Below are 17,674 nucleotides of genomic sequence, written 5' to 3'. Positions count from 1 at the left end.
GGCGGTGTGTCAGTCAATACATCTGTCACTGATAAACCGCATTCGCGAGCAAGCCCGCTCCCACACAAGTCCATTCCCACATTTCTAGCTGCGCTCGGCAACCTGGCCCGACTCTTGCTCTATCTCCCGATACTGCATCCCCGACCCCATGCAGTGGAGACCTTTACCTATGCCAGTCGCCCCGAATTCGCTCCTCCAGGCTGCCCCTGCGGCCAAGCCGCAAGCGCCCGCTGCCAACCCCCCGGCAGCGGCCGTGGAGCCGCGTGACAAGGGCGCCGGCTTCGCCCAGGTGTTTGCCAGCCAGGGGTCAAAACCAGTGGCAAAGGCCGACGACGCGCCGTTAAAAGCCACGCGCGACAAGCCTGCCGACGCCAATGCCAAGCAGGTGGGCAGCAACGACAAACCTGCCGCCAGCAAGCCGGCGGTTGCCGATAGCGGCAATCCTTTGCCTGCCAAGCCGGTCGCCAAGTCCGACGACAGCGCCAGCAGCGATGATGACAAACCTGTCGACCCGGCCCTGGCGCAGCAGCCTCCGGCTGATCCGGTGGTAGACCCGGCCTTGGTGGCTGCGGTCACGCCAGCGGTTGCCGTGCCCGTGCAAGCGCCGACGGTGACCGACGACAGCAAGCCCGTGGGCGCCACGCCGCTGGCGGTGACCGATGAGGTCAAGCAGCCAGCCTTCGATCCCGAGGCGGACCCCCTCGATTCCATGCCGGCCGTACGCCTGGCAATGGAGCAGGGCGGCCACGTCTCCGCCAGCAGCCAGTCGCCGCAGAAACCTGCGCCGAACCTGGACCAACCCACCGCTGCGCAAAACTTCACGGCTGGCCTGGCCAATATGGTCGACCAGCAAGCCGCCAAGGACAGCACTGACCAAGGCGGCGACAAGGCCTTCGGCAGCCTGATCGAAGACGGTCTCAAGGACTTGAAGGGCACCAGCAGCGACACCCGTGTCGATGACTTCGCCAACCGTCTGGCCGCGTTGACCCAGGCCGCCACGCCGAAAACCGCAAATGCCTTGCCACCGGCCACCAACACGCCGCTGGCCATGCATCAGAGTGGCTGGACCGAAGAAGTGGTCAACCGCGTGATGTACCTGTCCAGCGCCAACCTCAAGTCCGCCGAGATCCAGTTGCAGCCAGCGGAATTGGGGCGCCTGGACATCAAAGTCAATATGACGGCGGACCAGCAGGCCCAGGTCAGCTTCATGAGCGGCCATGCCGTGGTGCGTGAGGCACTGGAGAGCCAGTCCGGGCGCCTGCGTGAGATGTTCGCCCAACAGGGCATGGGGCAGGTGGATGTGAACGTGTCGGACCAGTCCCGTGGCCAGGAGCAGCAACAGCAGCAGAGCCAGGCGCGTGGGGTGGGTGGTGTCGGTGGGCGTGGGGGTGATAGTGACAGCGGTGCTCATGTCGAAGTGGCTGAGGCGGTTGCGCCGGTGACGTCAACGGTGATCGGCTCCAGCGCCGTCGATTACTACGCCTGATCCCCGCAGGAACGCGGTCCATGTGGGAGCTGGCTTGCCTGCGATAGCGGTGTATCAGTCAAAGATGTATCAACTGATAGATAGCTATCGCAGGCAAGCCAGCTCCCACATTAGATTTGTGGTGTGGGCTCTTCCCCAATTACCAGACAACTCTGGCATAACACTTGCTCTTGCCTTTCCGTAGATCTATGAATCCCCGAATAGTGACGGATTATTGGCATGGCGAAGAGCGACGACGCAGCAAAAGCACCCGCAGGCAAAGGCAAGCTCAAGCTTATCCTGATGATTGTCGTGGGCCTGATCCTGGCTATCGGCGCCTCCGTGGGTGGCACCTGGTACATCATGCACAGCAGTGCAAGCAAACCGGCACCGGCTGCCGAAACCGCCAGTAACGTCAAGCAACCGGCAATCTTCGAGCCGATGCTGCCGGCCTTTGTCGCCAACTTCAACCAGAACGGCCGTCAACGCTACCTGCAAGTCAGCATGACCTTGCTGGCGCGCAACCAGGCCGACCTGGATGCCCTCAAAGTGCATATGCCGGTGATCCGCAACAACCTGGTGATGCTGTTCTCCGCCCAAAGCTTCGATGCCCTGGCCACCCCGGTCGGCCAGGAAATGCTGCGCCAGAAAGTTACGGCCAGCGTGCAGGAAGTGTCCCAGAAAGAGCTCGGCAAAGTCGCAATCGAGCAGGTGCTCTTTACCAATTACGTATTGCAGTAGGATCACGACATGGCCGTGCAAGACCTGCTGTCCCAGGATGAAATCGACGCGCTGCTCCACGGTGTCGACGATGGTCTGGTGCAGACCGAAATGGCTGCCGAACCCGGCAGCGTCAAAAGTTATGACCTGACCAGCCAGGACCGCATCGTCCGTGGGCGCATGCCGACCCTGGAGATGATTAACGAGCGTTTCGCCCGCTACACGCGGATCAGCATGTTCAACATGCTGCGCCGCTCCGCGGACGTGGCGGTGGGCGGCGTGCAGGTGATGAAGTTCGGGGAATACGTGCACTCGCTGTACGTGCCCACCAGCCTCAACCTGGTCAAGATCAAGCCGCTGCGCGGCACGGCGCTGTTCATCCTCGACGCCAAGCTGGTGTTCAAGCTGGTGGACAACTTCTTCGGCGGCGACGGCCGTCACGCCAAGATCGAAGGCCGTGAATTCACCCCCACCGAACTGCGCGTAGTGCGCATGGTGCTGGAGCAAGCCTTCATCGACTTGAAGGAAGCCTGGCAGGCGATCATGGAAGTCAATTTCGAGTACATCAACTCGGAAGTGAACCCGGCCATGGCCAACATCGTCGGCCCCAGCGAAGCCATTGTGGTGTCCACCTTCCACATCGAACTCGATGGCGGTGGCGGCGACCTGCACGTGACCATGCCGTACTCGATGATCGAGCCGGTGCGCGAAATGCTCGACGCCGGCTTCCAGTCCGACCTCGACGACCAGGACGAGCGCTGGGTCAAGGCCCTGCGCGAAGACTTGCTGGATGTGGACGTGCCCCTGAGCGCCACCGTGGCCCGCCGCCAGCTGCGCCTGCGCGACATCTTGCACATGCAGCCGGGCGATGTGATCCCCGTGGAATTGCCGGAAGAAATGATCATGCGCGCCAACGGCGTGCCGTCGTTCAAGGTCAAGCTCGGTTCCCACAAGGGCAACCTGGCGTTGCAAGTGATCGAACCGATCAACCGCCGCTGAACAACTTTAATTTTTGCTGCGCCGAGGACATGTAATGGCTACCGAACACGAAAACACTTCCGCCGAAGACCAGGCCCTGGCTGACGAATGGGCAGCGGCCCTGGAAGAAACCGGCGATGTTGGCCAGGACGACATCGACGCGCTGCTGGCCGCCGACGCCGCCACCGCACCGGCCGGCAACCGCCTGCCGATGGAAGAATTCGGCAGCGTGCCGAAGAACAACGAGCCGGTGACCCTCGATGGCCCGAACCTGGATGTGATCCTCGACATCCCGGTATCGATCTCCATGGAAGTGGGCAGCACCGAAATCAACATCCGCAACCTGCTGCAACTCAACCAGGGGTCGGTGATCGAACTGGATCGCCTGGCCGGTGAGCCGCTGGACGTGCTGGTCAACGGCACCCTGATTGCCCACGGCGAAGTGGTGGTGGTCAACGAAAAGTTCGGCATCCGCCTGACCGACGTGATTAGCCCGAGCGAACGCATCAAGAAGTTGCGCTGATATGAAACGCCTGATGGTGGGACTGTTACTCGCGCTGCCATTGGGCGCCATGGCTGCCGAGCCGATTGCCCAGGCCGCCACGGCGGCGCCGGTCGGCAGCGGCCTCGGCGGCCAGTTGACGCAACTGGTGCTGGGCCTGCTCTTGGTGGTTGGCCTGATTTTCGTGCTGGCCTGGCTGATGCGCCGGGTGCAGAACGTCGGCCCGGGCAATGGCCAGGTGATCGAGCTGATCGGCTCGCGCGCCCTCGGCCCGCGTGATCGGCTGGTGCTGGTGCAAGTCGGCGAGGAGCAGATCCTGCTGGGCCTCACCCCCGGCCGCATCACCCCGCTGCATGTGCTCAAGACCCCCGTGAACGTGGATCAGGCCGAGTCCGCCACGCCAGAATTCGCCCAGCGCCTGATGGAGTTGCTGGGCAAGGATCAGAAGGATAAGAAGTAATGCGCGTTTTATTGACGCTCATGCTGTTGCTGGCGGCGCCATTGGCGTTCGCCGCCGACCCGTTGTCGATCCCGGCGATTACTCTGGGCACCAACGCGGCGGGCGCGCAGGAGTATTCGGTCAGCCTGCAGATCCTGCTGATTATGACGGCGCTGAGTTTTATCCCGGCGTTTGTCATGCTGATGACCAGCTTTACGCGGATCATCATCGTGTTCTCGATCCTGCGCCAGGCCCTGGGCTTGCAGCAGACGCCGTCGAACCAGATCCTCACCGGCATGGCCTTGTTCCTGACCCTGTTCATCATGGCGCCGGTGTTCGACAAGGTGAACCAGCAAGCCCTGCAGCCTTACCTGGCGGAAACCATCACGGCCCAGGTCGCCATCGACAAGGCCCAAGGTCCGATCAAGGACTTCATGCTGTCGCAGACCCGTTCCAGCGACCTGGAGCTGTTCATGCGCCTGTCCAAGCGCACCGACATCGCCACCCCGGACCAGGCGCCGCTGACCATCCTCGTGCCGGCGTTTGTCACCTCGGAATTGAAGACCGCATTCCAGATCGGCTTCATGATCTTTATCCCGTTCCTTATCATCGACCTGGTGGTGGCGAGCGTACTGATGGCCATGGGCATGATGATGCTGTCGCCGCTCATCATCTCGTTGCCGTTCAAGATCATGCTGTTTGTGCTGGTGGACGGTTGGGCGCTGATTATCGGCACCCTGGCCGGCAGTTTCGGCGGGGTATAGCGCGATGACTCCAGAAGTAGCCGTCGACCTATTCCGTGAAGCACTGTGGCTGACCACCATGATGGTTGCCGTGCTGGTGGTGCCGAGCCTGTTGGTGGGCCTGCTGGTGGCGATGTTCCAGGCCGCGACGCAGATCAACGAACAGACCTTGAGCTTCCTGCCGCGCCTGCTGGTGATGCTGATTACCCTGATCGTCGCCGGCCCGTGGCTCGTGCAGACGTTCATGGAATACATCCTGCAGTTGTACGGCAGTATTCCGCAGTTGATCGGCTGACCTGATGCAGTCCGTACTGGCCTTGACCGACACCCAGATCAGCACCTGGGTGGCGTCCTTCATCCTGCCGATGTTTCGGGTCATGGCGGTGCTGATGACCATGCCGGTGTTTGGCACGACCCTGGTGCCCAAGCGCATCCGCCTGTATTTCGCCTTTGCCATCACCGTGGTGATCGTGCCCGGCCTGCCGCCGATGCCACCGGTGAATGCGCTGGACCTCAGTGCGCTGTTGCTGATTGCCGAGCAGATCCTGATCGGCGCGATCCTGGGTTTTTCGCTGACCCTGTTCTTCCAGGCCTTTGTGATCGCCGGGCAAATCATCTCGATCCAGATGGGCATGGGCTTTGCGTCCATGGTCGACCCTACCAACGGCGTGTCGGTGGCGGTGATCGGGCAGTTCCTGACCATGCTGGTGACCTTGCTGTTCCTGGCCATGAACGGCCATCTGGTGGCGTTCGAGGTGATGACCGAGAGTTTCACCACGCTGCCGGTGGGCTCGGGGCTGGTGGTCAATCATTTCTGGGAACTGGTCGGGCGCCTCAGTTGGGTGCTGGGCGCATCGCTGTTGCTGGTGTTGCCGGCGATCACCGCGTTGCTGGTGGTCAACATCGCGTTTGGCGTGATGACCCGGGCGGCGCCGCAATTGAACATCTTCTCCATCGGTTTCCCGTTGACCCTGGTGTTGGGCATGGGGATTTTCTGGGTCGGCATGGCCGACATTCTCAATCAGTATCAACCGCTGGCGTCCGACGCCTTGCAGTTCTTACGTGATCTGGCACGGGCGCGCTGAACCATGGCCGAGAGCGAGAGTGGTCAGGACAAGACCGAAGATCCCACGGAGAAACGCAAAAAAGACTCCCGGGAAAAGGGCGAGATTGCTCGCTCCAAAGAGCTGAATACCGTAGCGACCATGATGGCCGGCGCGGGTGCCTTGCTCATCTACGGCGGTGGCCTGGCGCTGGACCTGATGGAGTTGATGAAGCACAACTTCACCTTGCCCCGTGAGGTATTGCTCAGCCCCGGCGCCATGGGCCAATACCTGCTGCACTCCGGCAAGATCGCGATTCTGGCGGTGCAGCCGGTGTTGATTACCTTGCTACTGGCCGCATTGATCGGCCCTGTGGCCCTCGGCGGCTGGCTATTTGCCGCCGGTAGCATGGCGCCCAAGTTCAGCCGTATGAACCCAGGCGCCGGGCTCAAGCGCATGTTCTCCGCCAAGGCTTTGGTGGAACTGCTCAAGGCCTTGGCCAAGTTCATCGTGATTCTGTTTGTGGCGCTGATGGTGCTGTCATCCGACATCGACGACCTGCTGCGCATCGCCCATGAACCGCTGGAGTCGGCGATCATCCACAGCGTGCAGGTGGTGGGCTGGAGCGCGCTGTGGATGGCGGCCGGGCTTATCATCATTGCCGCCGTGGATGCGCCGATCCAGCTGTGGGAAAGCCACAAGAAACTGCTGATGACCAAGCAGGAAGTGCGCGACGAACACAAGGATCAAGAGGGGCGCCCCGAGGTCAAGCAGCGCATTCGCCAGCTGCAGCGGGAAATGTCCCAGCGCAAGATGATGGCCTCGGTGCCCGATGCCGACGTGGTCATCACCAACCCGACTCACTACGCCGTGGCGCTCAAGTACGACCCGGAGAAGGGCGGCGCGCCGATGTTGCTGGCCAAGGGCAGCGACTTTACGGCGTTGAAGATCCGCGAAATCGCAGTGGCCAACGACATCCTGCTGCTGGAGTCGCCGGCGTTGGCGCGGTCGATTTTCTACTCCACCGACCTCGACCAGGAAATCCCCGCCGGGCTGTACCTGGCGGTGGCCCAGGTGCTGGCGTATGTCTATCAGATCCGCCAATACCGCGCGGGCAAGGGCAAGCGGCCGGATCCGCTCAAAGACTTGCCGATTCCGCCGGAATTGCGTCGGGATTCCTGATTGCTAGGGTTGGCCTGGTGTCGTTCGTACCGTCAGTCTCGGTTCTTCGCTACGGTGCGCAACCCAGACAACTGCGTTATTCAATTGCGTTTTGATTCCTCGCAACAGTGTTGCTCCTGTGTCCAAGGTGCGCACGTGTTTTAGCGTGGCTGTGCTGAACACGCCGACCCGGCTGTCCGAGCTCAGGACGTACAGCCACTTTCCGTCGTGGCTCACGGCGAGGTGGGTTGGGGGCCACTCGACGATCAGTTCGCAAAGCCATTGGTGCGACAGTGTATCGATCACATTGATTCGTCGCGTGTGGTGCTGGGCAACAAACAACAGGCTGCCGTCATGGCTTATGGCGATATACCCGCGTTCGCCGTTGATCGGGATATGTATCACTTCGCGGGTGAGGGTGTTGACGGCGTAGACACCATTGTCTTTTCCCTGCAAGCCAGCGCAGAGGATGTAGTCATAAGGGTGGGTTGGATGGCTGGCGATACCTTCCGGGTTTTTCCCTATGTGGATTTTATCCACCAGGGTTTGTGTCGCGCTGTTGATGATCAGCAGTGCGCCGTCGGCGTTGTCACGGCTCTCTCGTGCCGCCACGTGCAGGCGCAGACCATCCTGGCTGACGTGCATCCCGCCAGAAAGCACGCCGATTTCGTAGCCGCGCTCGACGGTGTGCTGTTGAGTGTCGACCACTTGGATTGCTGAGCCAAGCAATCCCCGGGCATAGAGGAACCTTCCGTCATGGCTGGTACCGGCGACCTCGGGCGCGCGTACAAAATCGTACTGGTGGACAACCGCGCCTCGCGTGGTATCCACGACCAGTACGTCCTCTTCGCGTGTCACATACAGGAGTCGGTTATCCCGACTCAGGGCCAAGCCGCCTTCGCCGTTCAACAGGCGAAGTTGCTCGTAAGGCGTGCTGATGGTTTGCCAGCCAGGGGGGCGAGGTGTCATTGGGTGGGCCTTGGAAGTGTTTGAGCCAACAATGAGCGTGTCGTCCCTGTTCTTTCTACTGTCAACTTTCACAGGGTGCGTTCCGCGTATCGAAGCGATACCCGTATCTGTGGGCGTGGGCTGCTCCAGGACTATGCCACTCGTCTGAAAGGTCGCGAGACCTGTCAACTCTGACAGTAGCCAGCTTGCCCTTCTCGCGGTTCCATGGCCCTAGAGACACCACGCAGGAAGCAGAGAGATAACAATGAAGTGGGCCACGGGAACGGTCAGATCTTACAGCCGCGAGACGGGGGAGGGTGTGATAGCAATGGATGGCGGGGGCGAGCAGGTGCAGGTGGACTTCATCAGCTCGGACGGGATTCTGCTCTACGAAGGGCTGCGGGTGAGGTTTACAAGGATCCACCGGCCCCAGGGCGTATTCGCGGCCTACATCACACTTATCTCGAGTTGTTAAATGAGAAGTCGGGAGAACGGCAATGGCAACAGGCACGGTGAAGTGGTTTAACGCGGAGAAGGGGTATGGGTTTATCAAGCCGGACGACGGGTCGCCGGATGTGTTTGTCCACTTCTCCGCGATAGCAAGTGATGGTTTCAAAACCCTCGAAGAGGGCAAGAAAGTCGAGTACGGCACCGAGCAGGGCCAAAAAGGCCCACAGGCTGTGAACGTCCGCGCCCTCTAGGCCTTTTCCTCTATCTCAAGCCGAACACGGTCAATTGTGGGAGCGGGCTTGCTCGCGAAAGCGGAATGTCAGGCACTGCATGTGCTGGCTGATCCGCCGCCTTCGCGAGCAAGCCCGCTCCCACAGGTAGGTGGGGGTTTCAGCGCGATCTGTCCTTTGAAGCAAAAGTTGGAAGGCTTCTTGCAATACCGCCTCCGAGACGCCTTCTGGCGTCAAAACTTTGCTTCAAGGGACACGAGGAATACCGGTGGTAGATCGCTCTCAAATGTTCAGCACGGCCCGTGGCACCCTGACTGACCTGTCGCGGGGCAATCTGGGTGTGCCGTTGTTGTTGCTGGTGATGCTGGCAATGATGATGTTGCCGATGCCGCCGTTCCTTTTGGACGTGTTCTTCACTTTCAACATTGCCCTGTCCGTCGTGGTGCTGCTGGTCTGCGTGTACGCCTTGCGGCCGCTGGACTTCGCGGTGTTCCCGACCATTCTGCTGGTGGCGACCCTGCTGCGGCTGGCGCTCAACGTAGCCTCGACCCGGGTGGTGATGCTGCACGGCCAGGACGGCCACGCCGCCGCCGGTAAGGTGATCCAGGCCTTCGGCGAGGTGGTGATCGGCGGTAACTACGTGGTCGGTATCGTGGTGTTCGCGATCCTGATGATTATCAACTTCGTCGTGGTGACCAAGGGCGCCGGGCGGATTTCCGAGGTGAGCGCGCGGTTCACCCTCGACGCCATGCCCGGCAAGCAGATGGCCATCGACGCCGACCTCAATGCCGGCCTGATCGACCAGAACCAAGCCAAGTCCCGCCGTGCCGAAGTGGCCCAGGAAGCCGAGTTTTACGGCTCCATGGACGGTGCCAGCAAATTCGTACGCGGTGACGCCATCGCCGGCCTGCTGATCCTGTTCATCAACCTGATTGGCGGCATGGCCGTCGGTATCTTCCAGCACGGCATGACCTTCGGCGATGCCGGTCGGGTGTATGCCTTGCTGACCATCGGTGACGGTTTAGTGGCGCAATTGCCATCACTGTTGTTATCTACAGCTGCGGCGATCATGGTGACCCGTGCTTCGGGCTCCGAAGACATGGGCAAGCAGATCAGCCGGCAGATGTTTGCCTCGCCCAAGGCCCTGGCCGTGGCGGCGGGCATCATGGCGATCATGGGTATCGTGCCGGGCATGCCCCATGTGTCGTTCCTGAGTATGGCGGCCCTGGCGGGCGGTGCGGCGTACCTGTTCTGGAAAAAGCAGAACGCCGTCAAAGTGCAAGCCCTGCAAGAAGTCGCCCGTCAGCAGGAACTGCTGCCATCCCCGGCCCGCGCCTCGGAAACCAAGGAGCTGGGCTGGGACGACGTGACCCCGATCGACATGATCGGCCTGGAAGTCGGCTACCGCCTGATTCCGCTGGTGGACCGCAACCAGGGCGGCCAACTGCTCGCGCGGATCAAGGGCGTGCGCAAGAAGCTGTCCCAGGACCTCGGCTTCCTGATGCCCACCGTGCACATCCGCGACAACCTCGACCTGGCTCCAAGTGCCTACCGCCTGACCCTGATGGGCGTGATCCTGGCCGAAGCCGAGATCTACCCGGACCGCGAACTGGCGATCAACCCCGGCCAGGTCTTCGGCACGCTCAACGGCATAACCGCCAAAGATCCGGCTTTTGGCCTGGAAGCGGTGTGGATCGAAATCAGCCAGCGCAGCCAGGCGCAGTCCCTCGGCTACACCGTGGTCGACGCCAGCACGGTGGTCGCCACGCACCTCAATCAGATCCTCTACAAGCACTCCCACGAGCTGATCGGCCACGAGGAAGTCCAGCAATTGATGGGCTTGCTGGCCAAAGCCTCGCCCAAACTCGCCGAAGAGCTGGTGCCGGGCGTGTTGTCGCTGTCGCAATTGCTCAAGGTGTTGCAGGCGCTGTTGTCCGAACAAGTGCCGGTGCGCGACATCCGCAGCATTGCCGAGGCCATCGCCAACAATGCCGCCAAGAGTCAAGATACTGCCGCGCTGGTGGCGGCGGTGCGGGTCGGATTGTCCCGCGCAATCGTGCAAAGCATTGTAGGCACTGAGTCTGAGCTGCCTGTAATCACCTTGGAACCAAGGTTGGAACAAATATTGCTCAATAGTATCCAGAAGGCAGGACAAGGCCAGGAAGAGGGCGTTCTGCTGGAGCCAAGCATGGCTGAAAAACTGCAGCGTTCGTTGATCGACGCCGCACAGCGCCAGGAAATGCAGGGCCATCCAGTGATTCTGCTGGTGGCAGGCCCCGTCCGGGCGATGCTGTCGCGGTTTGGACGCCTGGCAGTGCCGAATTTGCACGTTTTGGCTTATCAGGAAATTCCTGACAACAAGCAAGTGACTATCGTCGCGACAGTAGGGCCCAACGGCTGAGGTAGTGGGTTATGCAAGTGAAGCGTTTTTTCGCCGCCGATATGCGTCAGGCCATGAAACTGGTACGTGATGAGCTGGGCGCCGATGCCGCGATTATCGGTAACCGTCGGATTGCCGGCGGTGTCGAGCTGACGGCTGCCCTGGATTACACCCCCCAGGCCCTGGCTCCACGTGTGCCGAACATGGAACTCGAAGACGAGCTGCGCAAGACCGCCTCGCGCATCGTCTCGGCCCAGGCTGAGCTGAGCATGCGTGGCGACAGCGATGCCACCACCAATCGCCAGCTGTTCGCCGGCCTGCCGCTGACCGCTGCCGAGCCGCTGGTCGAGCCGACGTTGACCGAACCGCCGCGTCCCGCAGCGCCAGCCCCGGCCGCCGCGGTTGACCAGCGTGTGTTCGACTCGATGCGCTTTGAACTCAACGGCCTGCGTGAGCTGCTGGAAGTGCAGCTGGGCTCCCTGGCGTGGACGCAGCTGCAAGGCAGCAAGCCGGCCCAGGCCAACCTCTGGCGTCGCCTGCAACGCATCGGCCTGTCCGGCCCGTTGTCCCGCGACCTGCTGGCACTGACCACCGAAATCGAAGAGCCGCGCCAGGCCTGGCGCATGTTGCTGGCGCACCTGGCGCGGATGATCGTCACCCCGGAAATAGAACCCCTGGAAGAGGGCGGCGTGATCGCCATGGTCGGCCCTGCCGGCATGGGCAAGACCACCACCCTGGCCAAGCTGGCGGCGCGTTATGTGCTCAAGTACGGCGCGCAGAATATCGCGCTGGTGAGCATGGACAGCTACCGCATCGGTGCCCAGGAACAGCTCAAGACCCTGGGGCGCATCCTCAATGTGTCGGTGACCCACGTCGACCCGGGCCAGTCCCTGGCCAACGCCCTCGATCCGCTGCTGCGCAAGCGCGTGGTGCTGATCGACACGGCCGGCCTGCAAGCCAGCGACCCGGCATTGCGCATGCAACTGGAAAGCCTGGCCGGGCGTGGCATCAAATCGAAAAATTACCTGGTGCTTGCAACCACCAGCCAGAAACAGGTTCTTACCGCTGCGTATCACAGCTACAAGCGTTGCGGGCTGGCCGGTTGCATCCTGACTAAACTGGATGAGACGGCAAGCCTGGGCGAAGTGTTGAGCCTGGCTATCAGCCATGAACTGCCGGTCGCCTACCTGACCGACGGGCCGCGGATTCCAGATGATCTGCATCTGCCGCGCCGTCATCAGTTGGTCAGCCGGGCAGTCAGCGTACAAATGCAAGAAGAGCCTAGCGAGGAAGCGATGGCCGATATGTTCGCTGACCTCTATCACAACCCGGCAAAGCGGGTGGGTTGAGGCAGTACGAACACCGTGAAATGTACCTACATCGATGGTCTGCAAGCGATTCACGCGGCCAAGCCATGTAGCCTGCGTCTAAGCAAGACAAGGTAAAGAAATAAAATGGGCAGCATGCATCCCGTACAGGTGATCGCGGTGACCGGCGGCAAAGGTGGCGTCGGGAAAACTAACGTGTCAGTGAATTTGTCCCTGGCCCTGGCAGAGCTTGGCCGTCGCGTCATGCTGCTGGATGCTGACCTGGGGCTGGCGAACGTCGACGTTCTGCTGGGGCTGACGCCCAAACACACCCTTGCCGATGTGATCGAGGGCCGCTGTGAGCTGCGCGACGTGCTGCTGCAGGGGCCTGGCGGGATTCGCATCGTGCCGGCCGCCTCGGGCACCCAGAGCATGGTGCACCTGAGCCCGGCGCAGCATGCCGGCCTGATCCAGGCATTCAGTGATATCGGCGACAACCTCGACGTGCTGGTGATCGACACCGCCGCCGGGATCGGCGAGTCCGTGGTCAGCTTTGTGCGCGCCGCGCAGGAAGTCTTGCTGGTGGTCTGCGATGAACCCACCTCGATCACCGACGCCTACGCCCTGATAAAGCTGCTCAACCGCGACTACGGCATGAACCGCTTCCGCGTCCTGGCCAACATGGCCCAGAGCCCGCAAGAGGGCCGCAACCTGTTCGCCAAGTTGACCAAGGTCACGGATCGCTTCCTCGATGTCGCCTTACAATACGTCGGCGCAGTTCCCTATGACGAGTGTGTGCGCAAGGCCGTGCAAAAGCAGCGTGCGGTCTATGAAGCGTTCCCTCGTTCGAAGTGCGCACTGGCGTTCAAGGCTATTGCCCAGAAGGTCGATACTTGGCCGTTGCCCGCCAACCCGCGGGGGCATCTGGAGTTTTTCGTCGAGCGATTGGTGCATCAGACGAGCGCAGGACCGGTGCTATGACAGCCAGCGGCTACAACCTTTACAAGAAGTCGGCACGTGACAGCCAAGGCGAATTGATCGAGCGCTATGCGCCACTGGTCAAGCGCATCGCCTATCACCTGCTGGCGCGTTTGCCCGCGAGTGTGCAGGTTGAAGACTTGATCCAGGCCGGCATGATCGGCCTGCTCGAAGTCTCGACCAAATACGATGCGAGCAAGGGTGCGAGTTTCGAGACGTATGCGGGTATCCGCATCCGGGGGGCGATGCTCGATGAAGTGCGTAAAGGGGATTGGGCGCCGCGTTCGGTACACCGCAATACACGCATGGTCAGTGACGCAATTCGTGCAATTGAAGCAAAAACCGGCCGCGACGCTAAAGATCACGAAGTTGCGGCCGAACTCCAATTGAGTCTCGACGATTACTACGGGATTTTGAACGATACCTTGGGCAGCCGCCTGTTCAGTTTCGACGACCTGCTACAGGACGGCGAACACGAGGGGCTGCATGAGGACGGCGCAAGTGCACATCTTGAGCCGTCGCGTGACCTGGAAGACGAACGTTTCCAGGGCGCGTTGGCGGACGCGATTGCCAATTTGCCGGAGCGTGAGCGACTGGTGTTGGCGCTGTACTACGACGAAGAGCTGAACCTCAAGGAAATCGGTGAGGTCCTGGGGGTCAGCGAGTCGCGTGTCAGCCAGCTGCATAGCCAGTGCGCAGCCCGCTTGCGGGGGCGATTGGGAGAGTGGCGCGCGCGCTGACAGGCGGTGTGGGGACACTGCAGACGAACCCGTGAAGGCCTCAGGCCTTTGCGGGTTTGTACCGTGGTGCCCTGGGCAGTCCTTTTTGTGTAACGCCTGTTGATTGAAATGGCGCGTCCAGGTGCTGGGCGCGTTTAAGACTGCTTGGAGGTCGAATTGGACAAGAACATGAAAATCCTCATCGTTGATGACTTCTCAACGATGCGGCGGATCATTAAAAACCTGTTGCGTGACCTTGGGTTCACAAACACGGTCGAGGCGGATGACGGCATTACGGCGATTCCGATCCTCAACAGCGGGAGCATCGACTTTCTGGTAACCGACTGGAACATGCCGGGCATGACCGGTATCGACCTGCTGCGCCATGTGCGTGCGGACGAAAAATTGCGCAGCTTGCCGGTGTTGATGGTGACCGCCGAAGCCAAGCGTGAACAGATCATCGAAGCCGCCCAAGCCGGGGTCAACGGTTACGTGGTCAAGCCTTTCACGGCATTGGCGCTGAAAGAGAAGATCGAGAAAATCTTCGAACGCATCCACGGCTAATGCCATCGCGGGGGAGCTATGGAGCATAAAGAAACAACCCAGGGAGACTTCGAGTCGACCCTGAAGAAGCATGCTCACCAGTTGGTCGACAGCCTTGAAAAAGGCCAGTTCGGCGACGCGGTGCAGTTGATCCATGAGCTCAACCAGACCCGTGACCGCGGCCTGTACCAGGAAGTGGGCAAGCTCACACGCGAGCTGCACAGTGCGATCGTCAATTTCCAGATTGACCCGCACATGCCCCAGGCCGAAGAAATCTCGCAGATCACCGATGCCACCGAACGCCTGTCCTATGTGGTCAGGCTGACTGAGGCGGCGGCCAACCGCACCATGGACCTGGTGGAAAACGCCACGCCCCTGGTCAATGGCATGGCCACCGAAGCCCAGGCCTTGGGCCACGACTGGGGCCGCTTCATGCGCCGCGAAGTCGGGGCGGAAGAGTTTCGTGAACTGGCGCGTCGGGTCGAAGGTTTCCTGTCACGCAGCGAGCAGGAAAACCGCACGGTTTCCAGCAACCTCAATGACATTCTGCTGGCCCAGGATTACCAGGACCTCACCGGTCAGGTCATCAAGCGCGTGACCCAATTGGTCACCGAAGTGGAAAGCAATTTGCTCAAATTGGTGCTCATGGCAGGCCAGGTTGACCGTTTTGCCGGCATCGAACATGACCGCGAAGCGATCCTCTCGGAAAAAGATCCACAAAAACATCTCGCCAAGGGTGAAGGTCCGCAGATTCATGCCGATAAACGTGAAGACGTTGTATCGGGTCAAGATGATGTTGATGACCTGTTATCCAGTTTAGGCTTCTAAGGAGCACCCACATGAGCTTCGGCGCCGATGAAGAAATCCTTCAGGATTTCCTTGTAGAGGCCGGCGAAATTTTAGAGCAGTTGTCCGAGCAACTGGTCGAGCTGGAAAGCCGACCGGATGATGCGAACCTGCTCAATGCAATTTTTCGCGGTTTTCACACTGTAAAAGGGGGCGCCGGCTTCCTCCAGCTCCATGAGCTGGTGGAGTGCTGCCACATCGCCGAGAACGTGTTCGACATCCTGCGCAAGGGTGAGCGTCACGTTGATTCGGAATTGATGGACGTGATTCTCGAAGCACTGGATGCGGTCAACGGCATGTTCAGCGAGGTGCGCGAACGTGCGCCGATCACTGCCGCCACCCCGGAACTGCTGGCCGCCCTGGCGCGCCTGGCAGAACCGGCCGACACTTCGGCTGCGCCTGTCGCAGAAGCGGCGCCGGAGCCGGTGGTTGAGGCCGAGGCGGATGTCACGGACAGCGAGTTCGAACAACTGCTCAACTCCCTCAACGCGGTCAAGGCTGAAGCCGAAGCACCGGTGGCAGCGGTTGCCGCGCCGACGGGCGAAGACATCACCGACGCCGAATTCGAATCGTTGCTCGATCAACTGCACGGCAAAGGCCAGTTCGCTGCCGACGCCGTTGCGCCTGCCGCTGCTGTCGAGGCGCCTGCCGCGGCTGCCAGCACCGACATCACCGACGATGAATTCGAAGCGTTGCTCGACCAACTGCACGGCAAGGGCACGTTCGTGGCCGACGCCTTGCCGGAAGTCGCCGCAGCGGCGCCAACGGCAGCCGCTGCACCGGCTGCTGACGGGCTGATTTCCGATCACGAATTCGAGTCCCTGCTGGACGAGTTGCACGGCAAAGGCAAGTTCACCGAAGTCGGGGCCTCGGCCTCGGCTGCGGTCGCAACCCCCGCGCCAGTGGCCGCCAAGGCACCGGCACCGGTGGCGGCCAAACCCGCTCCGGCGCCTGCCGCAGCAGCCCCTGCCCGTGCTGCGGCCCCGGCAGCGGCCGCCGCAGAAAAGCCTGCCAGTGAAGCCGAAACCACCGTTCGGGTTGATACCGCACGCCTGGACGACATCATGAACATGGTCGGCGAACTGGTCCTGGTGCGTAACCGCCTGGTGCGCCTGGGCCTGAGCAGCGGCGACGAAGCCATGCAAAAGGCCGTGTCGAACCTCGACGTGGTGACTGCCGACCTGCAAACCGCCGTGATGAAAACGCGGATGCAGCCGATCAAGAAAGTCTTCGGCCGCTTCCCGCGCCTGGTTCGCGACCTCGCGCGCCAGTTGAAGAAAGAGATCAACCTGGAACTGGTGGGTGAAGAAACCGACCTCGACAAAAACCTTGTCGAGGCCCTGGCCGACCCGCTGGTCCACTTGGTGCGCAACGCCGTCGACCACGGCGTCGAAACCCCGGAAGAACGCGAAGCCTCGGGCAAGTCCCGCAACGGCAAGGTGATCCTGGCGGCCGAGCAAGAGGGCGACCATATCCTGCTGTCGATCACCGATGACGGCAAAGGCATGGACCCGGCGATCCTGCGCAATATTGCGGTCAAGCGTGGCGTGATGGACAAGGACGCCGCCGACCGCCTGACCGACACCGAGTGCTACAACCTGATCTTCGCCCCGGGTTTCTCGACCAAGACCGAGATCTCCGACGTGTCCGGCCGTGGCGTCGGCATGGACGTGGTGAAGACCAAGATCAGCCAGCTCAACGGCTCGATCAATATCTACTCGACCAAGGGCCAGGGCTCGAAGATCGTCATCAAGGTGCCGTTGACCTTGGCGATCATGCCAACCCTGATGGTGATGCTGGGCAACCAGGCGTTCGCCTTCCCGCTGGTCAACGTCAACGAAATCTTCCACCTCGACCTGTCGCGCACCAACGTGGTGGACGGCCAGGAAGTGGTGATCGTGCGCGACAAGGCGTTGCCACTGTTCTACCTCAAGCGCTGGCTGGTGGCATCGGCCAAGCATGAAGAGCAGCGCGAAGGCCATGTGGTGATCCTCTCCGTGGGCACCCAGCGGATCGGCTTTGTCGTCGATCAACTGGTTGGCCAGGAAGAAGTGGTCATCAAGCCTTTGGGCAAAATGCTGCAGGGAACCCCGGGCATGTCGGGCGCGACCATCACCGGTGACGGTCGGATCGCGCTGATTCTCGATGTTCCGAGCATGCTCAAGCGTTACGCCGCTCGGCGTATTTGATTCTGGTGGGGCAGGGCGGTTTGCCCGCCCCGC

The 17,674-nt window shown here is 61.2% G+C and carries 18 protein-coding genes; 17 read left to right on the top strand and 1 reads right to left on the bottom strand.

What is annotated here, in order from left to right:
- Positions 1-169: 169 nt before the first annotated feature.
- The 9 genes from NUV89_RS04665 to flhB all read left to right on the top strand — a co-directional run bounded on the left by NUV89_RS04665 (position 170) and on the right by flhB (position 7,072).
- On the top strand, positions 170-1,486 hold the full coding sequence (locus NUV89_RS04665; RefSeq protein ID WP_257780467.1) for a flagellar hook-length control protein FliK: 1,317 nt from the start codon (positions 170-172) through the stop codon (positions 1,484-1,486).
- A 219-nt stretch (positions 1,487-1,705) separates the two neighbouring features.
- A complete protein-coding gene (gene fliL, locus NUV89_RS04660; RefSeq protein WP_017735216.1) occupies positions 1,706-2,206 on the top strand; it encodes a flagellar basal body-associated protein FliL in 501 nt (166 codons plus the stop codon).
- Between the two features lie 9 nt (positions 2,207-2,215).
- A complete protein-coding gene (gene fliM / locus NUV89_RS04655) occupies positions 2,216-3,184 on the top strand; it encodes a flagellar motor switch protein FliM (protein WP_017735217.1) in 969 nt (322 codons plus the stop codon).
- A gap of 34 nt (positions 3,185-3,218) precedes the next feature.
- Entirely contained in the window at positions 3,219-3,686 is a 468-nt protein-coding gene (fliN, locus tag NUV89_RS04650; protein WP_010208756.1) for a flagellar motor switch protein FliN, read from the top strand.
- Position 3,687: 1 nt separating this feature from the next.
- Entirely contained in the window at positions 3,688-4,125 is a 438-nt protein-coding gene (gene fliO, locus NUV89_RS04645; RefSeq protein WP_257780466.1) for a flagellar biosynthetic protein FliO, read from the top strand.
- Positions 4,125-4,868 carry a flagellar type III secretion system pore protein FliP gene (gene fliP, locus NUV89_RS04640; protein WP_017735219.1) on the top strand — a complete coding sequence of 248 codons (744 nt, stop codon included), beginning with the start codon at positions 4,125-4,127 and terminating at the stop codon, positions 4,866-4,868. The genes fliO and fliP overlap by 1 nt, the downstream gene beginning before the upstream one ends.
- Positions 4,869-4,872: 4 nt before the next feature.
- A complete protein-coding gene (gene fliQ / locus NUV89_RS04635; RefSeq protein WP_003214552.1) occupies positions 4,873-5,142 on the top strand; it encodes a flagellar biosynthesis protein FliQ in 270 nt (89 codons plus the stop codon).
- 4 nt (positions 5,143-5,146) lie between these two features.
- Positions 5,147-5,932 (top strand): flagellar biosynthetic protein FliR, encoded by a 786-nt coding sequence (gene fliR / locus NUV89_RS04630; protein ID WP_017735220.1) that lies wholly within the window; start codon positions 5,147-5,149, stop codon positions 5,930-5,932.
- A 3-nt stretch (positions 5,933-5,935) separates the two neighbouring features.
- The gene (flhB, locus tag NUV89_RS04625; protein WP_017735221.1) at positions 5,936-7,072 is read left to right on the top strand and encodes a flagellar biosynthesis protein FlhB; all 1,137 of its coding nucleotides are present in this window, start codon (positions 5,936-5,938) and stop codon (positions 7,070-7,072) included.
- Between the two features lie 3 nt (positions 7,073-7,075).
- On the opposite strand, the gene NUV89_RS04620 is transcribed toward flhB, so the two are convergent.
- A complete protein-coding gene (locus NUV89_RS04620) occupies positions 7,076-8,092 on the bottom strand; it encodes a hypothetical protein (protein WP_257780465.1) in 1,017 nt (338 codons plus the stop codon).
- Positions 8,093-8,496: 404 nt separating this feature from the next.
- Here NUV89_RS04620 and NUV89_RS04610 point away from each other — a divergent pair, with 404 nt between their 5' ends.
- From NUV89_RS04610 to NUV89_RS04575, 8 genes are all read left to right on the top strand, one after another.
- Positions 8,497-8,700, top strand: a complete 204-nt coding sequence (locus NUV89_RS04610) for a cold-shock protein (RefSeq protein WP_257780463.1) — start codon at positions 8,497-8,499, stop codon at positions 8,698-8,700.
- A 265-nt stretch (positions 8,701-8,965) separates the two neighbouring features.
- Positions 8,966-11,080: a flagellar biosynthesis protein FlhA gene (gene flhA / locus NUV89_RS04605; RefSeq protein WP_017735224.1), complete on the top strand. Its 2,115-nt coding sequence runs from the start codon at positions 8,966-8,968 to the stop codon at positions 11,078-11,080.
- A gap of 11 nt (positions 11,081-11,091) precedes the next feature.
- Positions 11,092-12,408, top strand: a complete 1,317-nt coding sequence (gene flhF, locus NUV89_RS04600) for a flagellar biosynthesis protein FlhF (RefSeq protein WP_017735225.1) — start codon at positions 11,092-11,094, stop codon at positions 12,406-12,408.
- Between the two features lie 105 nt (positions 12,409-12,513).
- The gene (gene fleN / locus NUV89_RS04595; RefSeq protein WP_003192912.1) at positions 12,514-13,347 is read left to right on the top strand and encodes a flagellar synthesis regulator FleN; all 834 of its coding nucleotides are present in this window, start codon (positions 12,514-12,516) and stop codon (positions 13,345-13,347) included.
- Positions 13,344-14,084: an RNA polymerase sigma factor FliA gene (fliA, locus tag NUV89_RS04590; protein ID WP_017735226.1), complete on the top strand. Its 741-nt coding sequence runs from the start codon at positions 13,344-13,346 to the stop codon at positions 14,082-14,084. The genes fleN and fliA overlap by 4 nt, the downstream gene beginning before the upstream one ends.
- Positions 14,085-14,252: 168 nt before the next feature.
- Positions 14,253-14,627: a chemotaxis response regulator CheY gene (locus NUV89_RS04585; protein WP_015885173.1), complete on the top strand. Its 375-nt coding sequence runs from the start codon at positions 14,253-14,255 to the stop codon at positions 14,625-14,627.
- 18 nt (positions 14,628-14,645) lie between these two features.
- A complete protein-coding gene (locus NUV89_RS04580; RefSeq protein ID WP_257780462.1) occupies positions 14,646-15,434 on the top strand; it encodes a protein phosphatase CheZ in 789 nt (262 codons plus the stop codon).
- 11 nt (positions 15,435-15,445) lie between these two features.
- On the top strand, positions 15,446-17,641 hold the full coding sequence (locus NUV89_RS04575; RefSeq protein WP_257780461.1) for a chemotaxis protein CheA: 2,196 nt from the start codon (positions 15,446-15,448) through the stop codon (positions 17,639-17,641).
- Positions 17,642-17,674: the final 33 nt, after the last annotated feature.

Origin of the sequence: Pseudomonas sp. 18.1.10 (assembly GCF_024655625.1) — a bacterium.
Classification (GTDB): domain Bacteria; phylum Pseudomonadota; class Gammaproteobacteria; order Pseudomonadales; family Pseudomonadaceae; genus Aquipseudomonas.
This window is presented reverse-complemented; position numbering and strand designations above follow the sequence as displayed.